This is a genomic window from Streptomyces sp. NPDC001732, assembly GCF_053596315.1.
Window position 1 is genome coordinate 1 of the sequence record NZ_JBSFFY010000107.1, and the last position, 12,695, is coordinate 12,695.

The 12,695-nt window shown below is 69.9% G+C and carries 10 protein-coding genes and 4 pseudogenes; 7 read left to right on the top strand and 7 right to left on the bottom strand.

Annotated elements, in window-relative coordinates; translation table 11 throughout:
• Positions 1-261 precede the first annotated feature (261 nt).
• From ACWCXX_RS38690 to ACWCXX_RS38715, 6 genes and pseudogenes are all read right to left on the bottom strand, one after another.
• Positions 262-1,656: a DJ-1/PfpI family protein gene (locus tag ACWCXX_RS38690; RefSeq protein WP_451135659.1), complete on the bottom strand. Its 1,395-nt coding sequence runs from the start codon at positions 1,654-1,656 to the stop codon at positions 262-264.
• Between the two features lie 136 nt (positions 1,657-1,792).
• Complete coding sequence (locus tag ACWCXX_RS38695) at positions 1,793-2,773, bottom strand: GlxA family transcriptional regulator (protein ID WP_451135661.1); 981 nt, start codon at positions 2,771-2,773, stop codon at positions 1,793-1,795.
• A gap of 542 nt (positions 2,774-3,315) precedes the next feature.
• Positions 3,316-3,702, bottom strand: a complete 387-nt coding sequence (locus ACWCXX_RS38700) for a hypothetical protein (protein ID WP_451135663.1) — start codon at positions 3,700-3,702, stop codon at positions 3,316-3,318.
• A gap of 367 nt (positions 3,703-4,069) precedes the next feature.
• Positions 4,070-4,213: pseudogene (locus ACWCXX_RS38705) on the bottom strand (DUF6193 family natural product biosynthesis protein); the annotation flags it as partial.
• A pseudogene (locus ACWCXX_RS38710) lies at positions 4,164-4,826 on the bottom strand (IS5 family transposase); the annotation flags it as partial. The pseudogenes ACWCXX_RS38705 and ACWCXX_RS38710, both read right to left, overlap by 50 nt.
• Positions 4,827-5,186: 360 nt before the next feature.
• Positions 5,187-5,675, bottom strand: coding sequence for a winged helix-turn-helix transcriptional regulator (locus tag ACWCXX_RS38715; protein ID WP_451135665.1), 489 nt, complete (start codon positions 5,673-5,675; stop codon positions 5,187-5,189).
• Between the two features lie 360 nt (positions 5,676-6,035).
• Between ACWCXX_RS38715 and ACWCXX_RS38720 the strand changes: the two genes are divergently transcribed.
• The 4 genes from ACWCXX_RS38720 to ACWCXX_RS38735 all read left to right on the top strand — a co-directional run bounded on the left by ACWCXX_RS38720 (position 6,036) and on the right by ACWCXX_RS38735 (position 10,113).
• Complete coding sequence (locus ACWCXX_RS38720; RefSeq protein ID WP_451135667.1) at positions 6,036-6,869, top strand: acyl-CoA thioesterase; 834 nt, start codon at positions 6,036-6,038, stop codon at positions 6,867-6,869.
• On the top strand, positions 6,866-7,282 hold the full coding sequence (locus ACWCXX_RS38725) for a hypothetical protein (RefSeq protein WP_451135669.1): 417 nt from the start codon (positions 6,866-6,868) through the stop codon (positions 7,280-7,282). Before ACWCXX_RS38720 ends, ACWCXX_RS38725 begins: the two co-directional genes overlap by 4 nt.
• Entirely contained in the window at positions 7,272-8,717 is a 1,446-nt protein-coding gene (locus tag ACWCXX_RS38730; protein WP_451135671.1) for an MFS transporter, read from the top strand. The genes ACWCXX_RS38725 and ACWCXX_RS38730 overlap by 11 nt, the downstream gene beginning before the upstream one ends.
• Before the next feature lie 775 nt (positions 8,718-9,492).
• Positions 9,493-10,113 carry a hypothetical protein gene (locus tag ACWCXX_RS38735; protein WP_451135673.1) on the top strand — a complete coding sequence of 207 codons (621 nt, stop codon included), beginning with the start codon at positions 9,493-9,495 and terminating at the stop codon, positions 10,111-10,113.
• A gap of 34 nt (positions 10,114-10,147) precedes the next feature.
• Here ACWCXX_RS38735 and ACWCXX_RS38740 read toward each other — a convergent pair whose 3' ends face one another.
• A complete protein-coding gene (locus tag ACWCXX_RS38740; RefSeq protein ID WP_451135675.1) occupies positions 10,148-10,972 on the bottom strand; it encodes a transposase in 825 nt (274 codons plus the stop codon).
• Between the two features lie 22 nt (positions 10,973-10,994).
• On the opposite strand from ACWCXX_RS38740, the pseudogene ACWCXX_RS38745 reads away from it, so the two are divergent.
• The 3 genes and pseudogenes from ACWCXX_RS38745 to ACWCXX_RS38755 form a co-directional block, all read left to right on the top strand.
• Positions 10,995-11,720 (top strand): annotated as a pseudogene (locus ACWCXX_RS38745) (transposase); the annotation flags it as partial.
• Between the two features lie 46 nt (positions 11,721-11,766).
• On the top strand, positions 11,767-12,315 hold the full coding sequence (locus ACWCXX_RS38750) for a S1 RNA-binding domain-containing protein (RefSeq protein WP_451135677.1): 549 nt from the start codon (positions 11,767-11,769) through the stop codon (positions 12,313-12,315).
• A gap of 186 nt (positions 12,316-12,501) precedes the next feature.
• Positions 12,502-12,695: pseudogene (locus ACWCXX_RS38755) on the top strand (IS701 family transposase); the annotation flags it as partial.

Genomic DNA, 12,695 nt, shown 5'->3' on the forward strand with positions numbered 1-12,695 from the left:
TGAACACGTCGCGCAGGAACTCAACGGCCGTCCACGCAAGACGCTCGGCTGGAGTACACCAGCCGAGCGTCTACGTGATCTACTCACCACCTGAGTCAGGAAGTGTTGCAACGATCGCTAGAACTCAAGGTCTTTGGGGCCGCATCGTGTGCTCGGATGGCCTGCCATGCCTTGCCCGCGACCAGAAAGCGGTTGGGTGGCACGTCCATCACGGCCCCCTGACGCTATGAGCGCGCCGGCGCGCTCATAGCGTCAGGGGAGCTACGCCGTGGGGCGCCGCCGTCGAACCGTGTGTCGGATCGCCGTCGGTGCCAGCCCCACCCCCACGCTCACGACGACCGCCGCCGTGGCCAGCAGAGTGGACCGCCAGGGCCAGGACGCGCCGGTCAGCTCCAGGTGGGCCGAGGGGTACTCGGAGAACTTCGCGGTGACCAGCGCCGTACGACGGTCGCTGCGCTCGGCAAGGTCCCGCAGCACCGGATCGAAGCCGAACTCCCCGGACCGCCGTCCTCCGCCGGGCAGTTCGGCGGCGAGCCCGTTGCGGCGGGCCCAGCCGTCCAGCGCACTGCCGAGGCCGGCGGCGTTCTTGACGCCGGGCACCACGAAGCGATCTGCCCCGTGGGCGCCTCCCTTCGCCGGCCGGGTGACGAGGACCAGGCCGTGGCGGGTGGTGACGGTGTCACCGGCGCCGATCACCAGCGTCCGGGTGGCGAAGGAGACTCCGCCGTATCCCTCGAAGGCGGCGGCCGCGTCGATCTCCTCGATGCCGTCGACCAGGCCTATGGCCGTGGTGGGGCGCAGCCACGGGAACGCGGCGTTGAAAGCGTACGGGAGGTCGCTGAGGGTGAGATGGTTGGCCGGTATCGTGGTCGGTCCGTCCGGAGTCCAGCCGGGGTAGGACAGTCCGGTGCCGATACGGGTCGCCTCCGCCTTGCCTGCCAGTTCCTCGACCAACCGCAGCGCACCCACGGTGCCGGAGGTGACGCCCGCGGTGGTGGTCACCCGCCCGTCCTCGACGTAGCGCTGCCCGCGCTTCCAGTCGACCTTCGGGTAGCTGCGTTCCAGGGAGCCGATGTTGGACCAGAACGACGTGGCGTCGCGGTCGTCGAGCAGACCGGCGGCGGCCAGCAGCTCGGAGCCCGCGCACACCCCGAGGATCCGGGCGCCCTTGCGGTGGCGTTCGACGATCCACCGACGCAAGCGCTCCTCGCCCGCGCCGGTGGGGCCGGCCACGGCGGGCACGACCACCACGTCAGGTTCCGGCAGAGTGCCGTCCGCCACCTCGGCCAGCGTGTGGTCGGGCAGCAGATGGGCGCCGCCGGACAGCGGGGAGACACGGCGTTCGGCGGCCACTGTGTAGACGAACATTCTCCGCGACTCAGCGAACACCTGGTAGGGCGCGAGTACATCGGTGGCCACGGAGCCCTCGTTGCTGACCGCGACCGCCACCGTGATCCTGCCGTCCGGCACCGGCCGGGCGGCAGGCCACACCCTGGCATCGGATCCGCGGGGGGCGGCGGCGAAGCTGTCGGCCATCGACGCGCTCACCCCCGCGAAGGCGATCCCCGCGAAGGATGCAGCCGCCAGAGCCGTGCCCAGCAGTACCCAGCCGATACGGCGCAGCGCCCGGTGGCCCTTGCGCGTCCCGGAGCTCATCTCAAGCAAGACATACCTCAACAATCCGGGCATATTTTGGCAGCACTGTGCCGTCAGCCCTCATGGAAACAGGAAAAGCGGAAGAAACAGGGAAAGCGGTCGGGAAAGAGGCCCTTCGCTGAGGGGACCGGGCCCGTCAGGCAGTCGGCCGCAATGGTGCGCGCAGCAGCGAGGGCGGAGCGCCGAAGGCGTCGGCGACCACCCGGCGCAGCTGCCGAGCGTCACGGAATCCGCACCGGAGCGCGACCGCCTCCACTGTCAGATCGGTACCGGACAGCAGGGTGCGGGCCCGCTCCAGCCGCAGTTGCCGCTGGTAGGCGAACGGGGTAATACCGATGGCCGTGGTGAAGGCCCGCGTCAGACCGCGCGGGGACAGCCCGGCGATGCCGGCGAGTTCGAGCAGGGTGAAGGCGGCGTCCAGATGCTGCGCCAGATGGTCCTGCACCCGGTGCACCGCGGGCTGGACATGGTCGCGGTGCCGCAGGAACGGACTGATCTGTGCCGCGTCCCCGTCCCGCCGCAGATACAGCACCAGTTCACGCGCGACTCCTGCGGCCAGTTCCGGGCCGCGTTCCCGCTCGACCAGGGACAACGCGAGATCGATCCCCGACGAGATGCCCGCACTGGTGCTGATCCGCCCGTCGTGCACGTAGAGTGCGGCCTCACGCACCCGGGCCAGCGGGTACCGGTCGCGCATCGCCGAGGTGAGCGACCAGTGGGTCGTGCATGCCCTGCCGTCCAGCAGCCCCGCCTCCCCCAGAACGACTGCACCGCTGCACACGGACGCCACCCGGGCACCCGCGTCGTGGGCCTCGCGCACCCAGCGCACCACAGCAGGTGCCACCAGCCGGTCGGATTCGGTCAGCCGGGGGCCCGGCACGAGCACCAGATCACCGGCTGCCGCCCGGCTCGTCGACAGCGGTGCCAGCCCCGCCAGTCGCAGACCTTGGGCGGACCGCAGACCGTCCGTCTCGGCGACGTACTCCAGCTGGTAGCCGCCATCGAGATGCGCCGCAGCGTCGAACACCTGCACGGGACCGCCGAGGTCCAGCAGGTTCACCTCGGGCAGCACCAGTACCAGCACCCGCCCAGTACACCCGTTCATCTCTTCGCTCACCCCGCCACAGTAGGCCGTCACGAACCGCCCGCACGAGGTCTCCCAGGGACGGACAGTGGACAGATCTGGCACCGCCGTGAACGCTCCGCATTCCACGCGGGAAGCCCGCCCGGCGAGGCCAGCCGCACGGTCACCGTGCGCTTCATGCCCCACCACACCCACGAGATCGAAGTCTGTGACCCGGGGTGGTGATCGTGTCCGATCGCCGCCCTGCCCCGCTACCGCGGTCCGAGCTGGGCACATGTGCGGCACCACGTGGAACCGGCCGGAGGGGCCGGGAGCCGGCGGGTCTGCTCTTTGCGGCGGGGCGTGGCACCAGACGTACAGGTTCACCGAACCGTCCGGGTTCTCCTTCGGTCCGGTGACGAGTCCTGTCGGGTCGCATCCCGGGACAGGCCAACACCCAATCCTTCCCAGTCGGCGGCCGCAATAGTTGTCGCCGGGGGCGACCATGCCCACCTCCGACCGACCACAGCCCGCCGCGCCCGTGCCCGCCGTCCGCGCCGCCGTCCGTGCCCGCCCGCCGTCCGTGCCCGTGCAGGTCACCAACCGATTTCGTCCGGCTCGAAGCCCACGACGACGGCAGCGAGCCAGAAGAGCATGATGAAGACCGCGCAGATGATCTGCCAGAGGAGGTGGAAGACGTCCGTGCCGGGCCTCGGGCCGAGGGCGGGGCGGACACCGCGCTGTGGGTCGATGGTCGTCAGGTACTCCTTCCCGGTATCCAACTCCCTCCCCACCGTGGACGGTTCAAGCTGGCGTGAGCTTCCCGGGAGGGAGACGGCATAGGTGTACGTGCCGGGGGTGCCGTCTCTCGGGTTGGGGAGGGTGGAACCGGTCTCCTCCTGTATGAGGCCGTAGACCTCCCGGCCCCGGTCATGCAGGACGTTGGAGGTGAGGTATTCCATGGGCACCGCGCAGAAGAACATGGCCGCGATCGCGGCCAGCAGCCCCCACGAGGCTCCGATGCCGGCTGTCGCGGTTCGGTGTATGTGGGTAGTGGCTGATGCTGTGGCCTGCGGGTTACTCAGTTCTACTGGGTGACGGGGCCACGGGCCTGTCCAATGTTTCTGCTCAGAAGTGGCTGCAGTCGTTGCTCTGAACGGTATGCGGCCACCGGCCTTTGCCCGTTGAAACGCGCATGAGCGCAGGTGTGGTGGGCGAGTGTGCAGGTTGCCTGGTTGTGGGAGTGGAAGCCGCGGGGGTGGCTTTCGGGGCCTCTGCCCGTCGTTGTGTGATCTCGGAACCGGTGGACTCTCCTGCAGGAGTACCGGGCGGTGACGCGCTCCGCGTAGGTCAGTGTTCTTCAGCGGTTCCTGTGACGGCCGGGCCGAGATCGGCAGGAAGCTGCAACACCGCCAGTGCGACAGCTTCGTGGGCGGTGGCGGCCGAGTCGGGTTGAGGACTCGATGCCCTTGCGGGCGATGCGGTGGCGGATGCCTCGTCCGCGGAGCCATCGGCGCAGGTGGTCGTAGTCGTAGCCCTTGTCCGCGTGCAGTTTGGCCGGACGCCTGCGGCGTGGGCCGCGGCGGGACAGGATAGGCGGGATTCCACGGATGAGCGGTTCCAGGCCCTGACTGTCATGCATGTTGGCGCCGGAGATCCCGAGCGACAGCGGCAGCCCGTTCCGGTCGGTGATCAGGTGGATTTTCGATCCGGGTCTGCCACGGTCGGTCGGATTCGGTCCCGTCAGAAGCCCCCTTTTGCCGCCCGGACACTGACGGAGTCGATCGCGCACCGCGACCGGTCCAACTCCCCCCCCCCGCGTGCCGAGTTCGTCCAGGACGACACGGTGGAGCCGGGCCCAGACCCCCTCCCGGCTCCACTGGGAGAACCGCCGGTAGACCGTCTGCCAGGCCGGGCCGAACACCGGCGGCAGCTGCCGCCACGTACAACCCGAGGGGGCCACGAAGACGATCGCCGCCAGAGCCGCACGGTCACCAGCTCGACGCCTCCCGCCACCCTGCGGACGCTTCACCTCCGTGGCCGGCACCACGCGCCGGAACAGCACCCACAACTCATCCGGCACCAACCGCTCAACCAAATCCGCCATGCACAGCCCAACGAACGATCAGGCCATAAGAAACGACGTCGTAGTGCCGCTGTCGGATCTCGGCTGGGGTGAGGTAGCCAAAGACCTTGTGCTCGCGCAGTCGGCGGCGGTCACTTCTCCGAGCGGGGGCGTCCGGCCGCTCCGTCCCGCGTCTGCGGCCTCCCGGTGGCCGCGGCGGCTGGACGGGAACGAGTGATGGTGCGGCCAAAAGAGCGGGCCGTCATGTGCGGCGCCCGCAGCCGGCCGATCCGCAGGCCGGACCGGAAGAGCCGGCTCAAGGATCCGACGGTGATACCGGAAGCGGCGGTCGGCAGGGGGCGCCGGCGCCCGGTGCGGGCGTCCGGCGAGGGTGCCGGATGATCACGTGTCCGTCGGCGACGGTGCGCCGGGGGAGTCTGCAGCGGAGTGCTGGGGGACGCCGCCGATGCGGACCGCGCGGGCGCTGTCGGGAGGGACGGGCCGGCTGCAGGCGTCGCAGACGGTGCGCGGATGGAGGACCGCGCCGCAGTCGTGCCGGAACACCGTCGGGGCCTCTCCCTCGGTCACGTAGTGGTCGCCCCACTCCTTGAGGGCGAGCAGGACCGGGTGCAGCGCGAGTCCGGCCTCGGTCAGCGTGTACTCGTAGCGCGGCGGGTGGGCCTGGTAGAGCTCCTTGGCCAGGACGCCGTTCTCCACGAGCTTCTTCAGCCGGGCGGTGAGGATGTCCCGGCTGGCGCCGGTGTTCGCGGCGATCCGGTCGAAGCGGCGCACCCCGAAGAACACCTCCCGCAGCGCGAGCAGACTCCAGCGCTCACCGATGACGGCGAGCGAGTTCGCGATGGAACAGGGGCGCGGGCTGGCGACGGTCATGGGGGTGGACCTCCGGGGAATGGGCGCCGTGCCGGGGCGGCACGGCGCATGCGGGCGTCGCTCCGGGGGCGGAGCCTGGCGGCCGCCGGAGGTTCCGGGCTCACCTGCCGCCCCGCAGTACGTCGTCCATCGTCTGCCTCCCGGGCCGGTTGCCCTCTCATCCTAGACCAGTGGGTTGGAAAAAAAGACCCATGGGGCGGAGTCTGCGGGCCCGGGAGCCGGTTCGGGCTCGGATGCCTGGGGCCGGATGTCCGGGTCAGAGTGCGTTTGTTTTTCAAACTAACACCCCTATAGTGAGTCCTGTTTTCCAACTATCCGGCTCGGGCATTCCCTCGGGCCCGACCGAACGAGGAGACCGGAATGAGGACTTCACCACCCGGCAGCACGGCTGTCACCGATGAGGCGGTGGCCCGGATCGACCCCCTGTGGAGGTCCTGGGCGGGCGCGCACGGGGGGCATGTCGCGGCGGCGGCGCTCACCGCCATGCGGGAACGGGGCGTCGGGCAAGGCCGCCCGCTCCGCGCCCTGACCGCGCACTTCCTCGCCCCTGTCGACACCCGTCCACTCGGCCTGTCCCTGACCGGGCCCCGTGCGGGACGTCGGGCCTCGACCTGTCTCTTCACGGCCCATCAGGACGGAGCCGCGGTGCTCGCGGGGTCGGCGCTGTTCGGCTCCGGCCACCCGGGGCCCGGCTATGACGGGCGGGCCTTCCCCCAGGTGCCGGGTCCGGCCGACTGCGTGCCCCTCGACCTGTCCGGCGGATTCGTGGCCTTCGCCCAGCAGGTGGAAGTGCGACCCGCCACCGAGGCGTTGCCCCTCGCCGGGGGCGAGCTGGCCGAGCTGGTGGCCTGGGTGCGATTCACCGACGGGCGGCCACTGGACGAGGCCGCGGTCGTCACCCTCACCGATGTCCTCCCGCCCGCCCTGTTCGCGTGCTGGCGCACCCCGCGTCCGGTGCCGACCGCCGAGCTGACCATCCACGTCGCCGACACGCCGGCCTCCGAGGTGCTCACGGACCGGGCCCTCGTCCGGATCCGTACCGAACAGGCCGGCGGCGGCTGGGCGGTCGACGACAGCGAGGTGTGGTCGGCCGACGGCCGGCTGCTGGCCCTCGCCCGGCAGGCCCGCGTCGTCCAGGACGCCCCCGCGGAGAACGCACCCTCGCCCTCGGCAGCCCCCTGGGAGACCTCGTGAACACCGGCGGAGCCATCGCGCTCGTCACCGGAGCAGGCCGCGGACCGGGCCGCGCCGTCGCCACCGTTCCCGGAAGGAACGGTGGCGGGGCCCCGGCCGACGTACTCCCCGTGCTCTCCCGGCACACGCTGCCGCAGACCGGCTCGTACGGCGCCTTTGAGACGGCGGCCCGGCCGATGACCAACGCGGTGCGCGAGGAGCTGCGTGCGCAGGGAACCCGCACCGTCGCCGTGCACGCGGCGTTCATCGACACCGATATGGCCGCCCACGTCGACCGGGCCGGGATCAGCCCTGCCGATGTGGTCGACCAGGTCCTCGACACCGTCGAGGCCGACCGCGAGGAAGCCCTCACGAACGAGGTCACCCGCCAGGCCAGGGCCATGCTGTCCCGAGGAGCGAACCATGACCACTGATCTGCGTGACACAACGGCCGAGGAGCGCGACGACGCCCGCGGCAGTCGCCCCGGGCCGGTCCTCGTCGCCGCGTGCCTGGGACTGTTCACGGTGTTCCTCCAGACCACCCAGACCATCGGCACGCTCGGCGCCGTCCAGGCCGATCTGCGCCTCGCCCCGGCCGACATGGTGTGGGTGCCGAGCATGTACACCCTGGTCGTGGCGTCCTGCGTACTCGGCGCGGGCGCCCTGGCCGACCGGTGGGGGCGCAAGCGCGTCTTCCTGGCCGGGGCCGCGGCGATGGCCGCGGGCGCTCTGGTGCTGGTCCTCGCCGACAACCTGGCCACCCTCCTCACCGGCCAGGCGATCGCCGGTCTGGGCGGTGCCCTGATCACCCCCAGCTCGCTCGCGCTGATCACCCACGCCGTCCGCGACCCCCGCCGCCGCGCCGGGGCGATCGCCGCATGGGCGGCCACCTCCGGACTCGGCCTGGCCGTCGGCCCCCTCGTCGCGGGCCTGGCACTGCGCTGGTGGACCTGGCACGCGGCCTTCTGGCTCAACCTCGTCATGGCGGGCCTCGCGGCGGCGGTCGCGCTCGGCCGGGTCGCCGAGTCCCGCAACCCGGCCCAGCGCCTGGACTGGGCGGGACAGTTCACCGCGATCGCAGGTCTCGCACTCCTGGTCTTCTGGCTGATCGACGGCGGTCACCACGGCTACGGCTCCGCACGGGCCCTGGCCGCCGTTGTGGCAGCGGTCGTTCTGCTGGCCGCCTTCGCCCTGGTCGAACTGCGCCGTACCGCCCCCATGGTCGACCTACGGCTGATGCGCGATCCCTCCTACAGCGTCTCCCTCCTGCTGGCCGGGACCGTCCTGTTCGGCTTCGTCGGTCTCAGCCTTCTCCAAGTGCTGTGGCTGCAGCGCGTACGGGGACTGACCGCCCTGCAAGTGGGCGTCCAACTTCTTGCGGAATTCGGTGCGTTCATCGCCGCCTCGGTCCTGGCCGGCATACTGGTGCGCCGGCTCGGGCCGCGCGTCCTGATCACGGCGGGCCTGCTGTTCGCGGCCGTCGGCGCCGTCCTCTTCGCGCAGGTCGGACCGGGCACCGCGTTCGCCGGGTACGCCGCTGCCTTCGTCCTGTTCGGCTTCGGCTGCGGTCTCGCCAACGCCCCGTCCACCGCCCTCGCCGTCGGCCACGTCCCACCGGGCCGCGAGGGCGAGGCGGGCGGCACCGTCAACGCCGCCCGTCAGATCGGCGCCGTCCTCGGCACCAGTATCCTCGGCACACTGGTCACCACCCGCTTCGAGGACCGCGTCGCCCACGTCCGCGACCCGCGCATCGCCTTCACCGACGCGGTCACCCACACCACCTGGGTCGCGGTCGCGGTCCTCGGCGCCGGCACCGTATTGGCACTCGGACTGTCGGCCTGGTCCCGCCGCAGGGCAACCGCCGGGTGACCGGGGCGAACGAGGCAGGGCGGGCCAGTCGGCGGGTCGCGGGACAGCTCCACTGAGCCTGGCGCACCACACTAGTGATCTCGCCGGTGTCTCATGACGTTGGTGCTGCCCCGCGGGGCCTGCGCTGCGCCTCCCAGGCCCGCAAAGTTGTCGATGTGCTCCCGACATCTGCGGCAACGCCTCGGAGGCCGCGCTTACCCGCCGCGCTACAAGCGGCAGCCAGGTCAGCCCATCCCCGGGCGACGAACTCGGCATCGAGTCGGGCATAGGCGGCGGCCCGGCGCGGCGGGCCAGTGATCCATGAGCCGGGGCCCGGGTCGGGCAGGGCACGGATCCAGGCCGCCGCACGCGCCCGGCCTCAGCCGCCCCGGCCAGGGCCTCGGCCTCGCCCTCCCTGTTGACTCTCACTTCCCTGCCGTAGGTGGTTCTCATCCCAATGTCATTTGAAATGGCGCGCCTTGGCTTTGGCTATAAGGAAGATGAGAGGCCGTTTCGGACAGGCTATGAGAATTATTGATGCAGGTATATGAGAATCACCTGTTCGCTCCGCTGAGAGTCGCAGTACGAGGGTGTCTTTGACCTGGGGCTTTACACTGCGCGGGTCGGTCTACGACGTGTGGGACCGGGGGCGGTTCCCTTCGTACACCTCACCGGCAGGGCCGAGGTGCCAGACCACCATCCCGCGCGCAGGAGTGTGCGGCGACATACCGGACGTCCCTGCACTGGCCGGTCACCCGCCACGACGTGCCGTGCTTGTCGTTCCTATGCTGCTGGCATGGGTAGAGACCTCACGCTGTTCATGGTGGACTGGGAGCAGTTGAGCGCCATCCCTGTCGAGAGCCGGACCGGACGGCTCGACGACATGGCGTGGCCGTGGGAGCTCGGCGACGTGTACGACAGCAGACACGAGCGGGCTCACGGCTGGCTCTGGCCTCCTGGATCAGCACCGGCGTGGTGCGCCGTGTACAGCTTCTTCACCACCACCAGCGCTTACATACCGCATGTCCGCGCGGGCGTCGCATGGGCTGACATACGGCCGCTCGTCGAAGCGCCCGCGCGTGAGGCGATGGACAGCTTCCTCGGAGGTCTGATCTGGGACGCGGATCAGGTCGATGAGTCGGCGGCGAACGGAGGAGGAGTCTTCCCGCCTGCCGCCGACCGCTGGCACCCGCATGTCCTTCTGGTCTGCCTGCCGGAGGCGGTGGCGGACAAGGCCCGAGCCTGGGAACGGGCGGAGCCGTGCCTGGAGGAGTTGAGCGGTCCGTTCGCGGTCGAGTGCGAGGGCTGGGCAGGCCGCCCGGACACCTTCGAGGACTTCGTTGCCCTTCTGCGTGAATGGGGCGGAGTGGTGACGGAGGCTGCTCGCCGGGGCTGGGGCCTGGTGGGGCTGCCCTGAGGTTCAGCGCTGATGGGCGCATCGCCCGTCAGCGTCAAGCCTGAACCGTCTGGCCTCCGACGGCGAGCTGCTCCGCTGCCCGCTCCAGGCTCCTGTGCTGCTCACTCCAATCCGAGGTCGACGAGGGGCCGTGGCCCCGGAATCCTGCTGATGCATCTACACCGCTGCGCCAGCGCAGGTGTCCTGCGGCGTGACGGTGATAGTTCTGCACCACGGTCTGGCGCAGGGCATGGACGCGCGGGTCGGCAGTGTGGTCTGTTCCGTGCTGGTAGAGGTGTTCCGGGAGCCGGACGGCGTCGTTTTCGGTGGCGAGGATTCTGGTCTTGGGTTTGGTGGGGTTCTTGCCCAGGCGGACCGGTCGGCCGTAGCGGAGCCCCCAGTCCTCGTCGACCAGCTCGTCGAGCAGGTGAGGGGAGGTGTCGGCGACTTCTTCGAGTGCGGCGCGGACCGCCTCGGTGATCAACTCCAGGCGGGTCAGGTCGCGCACGGCAGCCAGGACGTGGGTGGAGTCGGTGCGCTGCGTGGTGCGCTCGCGCACCAGTCCGGCCTCCTTGAGGCGGGCCAGCGCGAGGTCGAGAAGACGGTCGGCGCGGTCGTCTTCGGCGAGGCGATCGCGGAAGTCGGCCAGCACGCTGTGGTGGAACCCGGGGTCGTCCGGCTCCATGGCCATGGCGTATTTGAAGTCGATGCGGCAGCGGACCGCCTCGGCGGCCTGCCGGTCCGGCAGGCCGAGCAGGAACTGCAGCACACAGGCGGTGGCCAGTTGAGCAGGCGAAAGCCCCGGGGGCCCATCCCGCGGGTACCAGTCGGCGAAGTCCTCGTCCCGCCACAGTCCATCGAGCCGGTCGCGCACCCACATCGCCGTTGTGCCATCCGGGTTGCTCGCCCGCGAGGCGTTACGTTGCCTGCTCGCCCGCCGCGGCGTGACCTTCCAGCGCACCAAGACGTGGAAGGAATCCCCCGACCCCGTCCGCGAAGCGAAGCTGGACCGGATCGGGGAGGTCCTCGAGCGCTTCCCCGACCGGGTCTTCGCCTTCGACGAGTTCGGCCCGCTCGGGATCCGTCCCACCGCGGGCTCGGGCTGGGCTGAGCAGAAGCACCCCGACCGGCTACCCGCCACCTACCACCGCATCCACGGCGTGCGCTACTTCCATGGCTGCTACTCGATCGGCGACGCCACCCTGTGGGGCGTCAACCACCGCAGAAAGGGCGCGGCCAACACGCTGGCCGCGCTGAAGTCGATACGCGTCGCCCGGCCAGACGGCGCCCCGATCTACGTGATCCTGGACAACCTGTCCGCTCACAAAGGCGCTGACATCCGCCGCTGGGCCAGGAAGAGCAAGGTCGAGCTGTGCTTCACTCCGACCTATGCATCCTGGGCGAACCCGATCGAAGCCCACTTCGGACCGCTGAGGCAGTTCACCATCGCCAACTCCCACCACCCCAACCACACCGTCCAGACACGGGCCCTGCACGCCTACCTGCGCTGGCGCAACGCCAACGCCCGCCACCGTGACGTCCTGGCCGCCGAACGACGTGAACGCGCCCGTATCCGCAGCGAGAAAGGTACCCGCTGGGGCGGACGTCCCCTCAAGACCGCAGCGTGAGCACACTTCCTACCCAGGGCGCAGCTCCTCGTGAAAGGCTGGGAGCATGATGGGTGGAGCGTCTGAGAACCCAGAACTCTGGGCATTCCTGGAGTCACTGCACTGCGGCGTTTTCCTTTCCGGCACGGTCGCAGCAATCGAACGGTTCGGTGTGTTCGTCGCGCTGGACGACGGACCCGCCCATCCGGTCTTCCCCGGCGTCGGGTTCATCTCCTTCCCTGAACTGTCCTGGCGACGTTTCGAGGAAGCCTCCGACGTCGTGCAGGTTGGACAGCACGTCTCATGCGAGTTCCTCCAGTTCGACACGTGGAACCTGGAGGCCAGACTGTCCTTGAAAGCCACACAGCCGGACCCCTTTCAGGTATTCGCCGACACCATCGCGGTGGGGCAGAAACTGCCCGGCCAGGTCACCAAGCTGACCCCAATCGGCGTCTTCGTCCAGGTCGCCGACGGAATCGAGGGACTGCTTCACCTGCGAGAGCTCGTCCGGACACCGGTGGAGACTCCATCAGATGCCGTCCAGGTCGGCGACAAGATCACAGTGGTCGTCACCGAGATCGACCGAGAGCGACGCAGGATAGCCCTCTCCCGATGACAAGGCTCATCCGCCGGCCTGTGATGCGCTGCGTTCCTGCGCCAGCTCCCTTGCGCGAGTGGTCCTGAACGTCTGCTCGGTCAAAGGAAGGCACACGCCCCAGGCCGGTGAACCTTTGCGGTCAGAGCGCTAGTACTGCAACGGTGTTTTGCGTGACGGTTGGGCAGGTTGCTCGTTGATGTTGTTATGGGTGGGGACCTTGCTGATGCGCGGGTGTGGGCGGGCGAACTGAGTGCGGTGCACGAGCGGTTCATGCACCGGTTTGCCAGAACAGAGCCGCGGGAGTCAGCACTGGTCTATATGCGAGGGCTGATCGCTCCGCTGGAGCGGAAGAACGGCTGGACACTGGCGGAACAGGCCGGTCATGCCGGGCCGGACCG

Bases quoted from the DNA above. Each gene is read 5' to 3' on its own strand.
- ACWCXX_RS38690 (WP_451135659.1), bottom strand. From the start codon at position 1,656: ATGAGCTCCGGGACGCGCAAGGGCCACCGGGCGCTGCGCCGTATCGGC.
- ACWCXX_RS38700 (WP_451135663.1), bottom strand. From the start codon at position 3,702: ATGTTCTTCTGCGCGGTGCCCATGGAATACCTCACCTCCAACGTCCTG.
- ACWCXX_RS38715 (WP_451135665.1), bottom strand. From the start codon at position 5,675: ATGACCGTCGCCAGCCCGCGCCCCTGTTCCATCGCGAACTCGCTCGCC.
- ACWCXX_RS38720 (WP_451135667.1), top strand. From the start codon at position 6,036: ATGAGGACTTCACCACCCGGCAGCACGGCTGTCACCGATGAGGCGGTG.
- ACWCXX_RS38730 (WP_451135671.1), top strand. From the start codon at position 7,272: ATGACCACTGATCTGCGTGACACAACGGCCGAGGAGCGCGACGACGCC.
- ACWCXX_RS38735 (WP_451135673.1), top strand. From the start codon at position 9,493: ATGGGTAGAGACCTCACGCTGTTCATGGTGGACTGGGAGCAGTTGAGC.
- ACWCXX_RS38740 (WP_451135675.1), bottom strand. From the start codon at position 10,972: ATGTGGGTGCGCGACCGGCTCGATGGACTGTGGCGGGACGAGGACTTC.
- ACWCXX_RS38750 (WP_451135677.1), top strand. From the start codon at position 11,767: ATGATGGGTGGAGCGTCTGAGAACCCAGAACTCTGGGCATTCCTGGAG.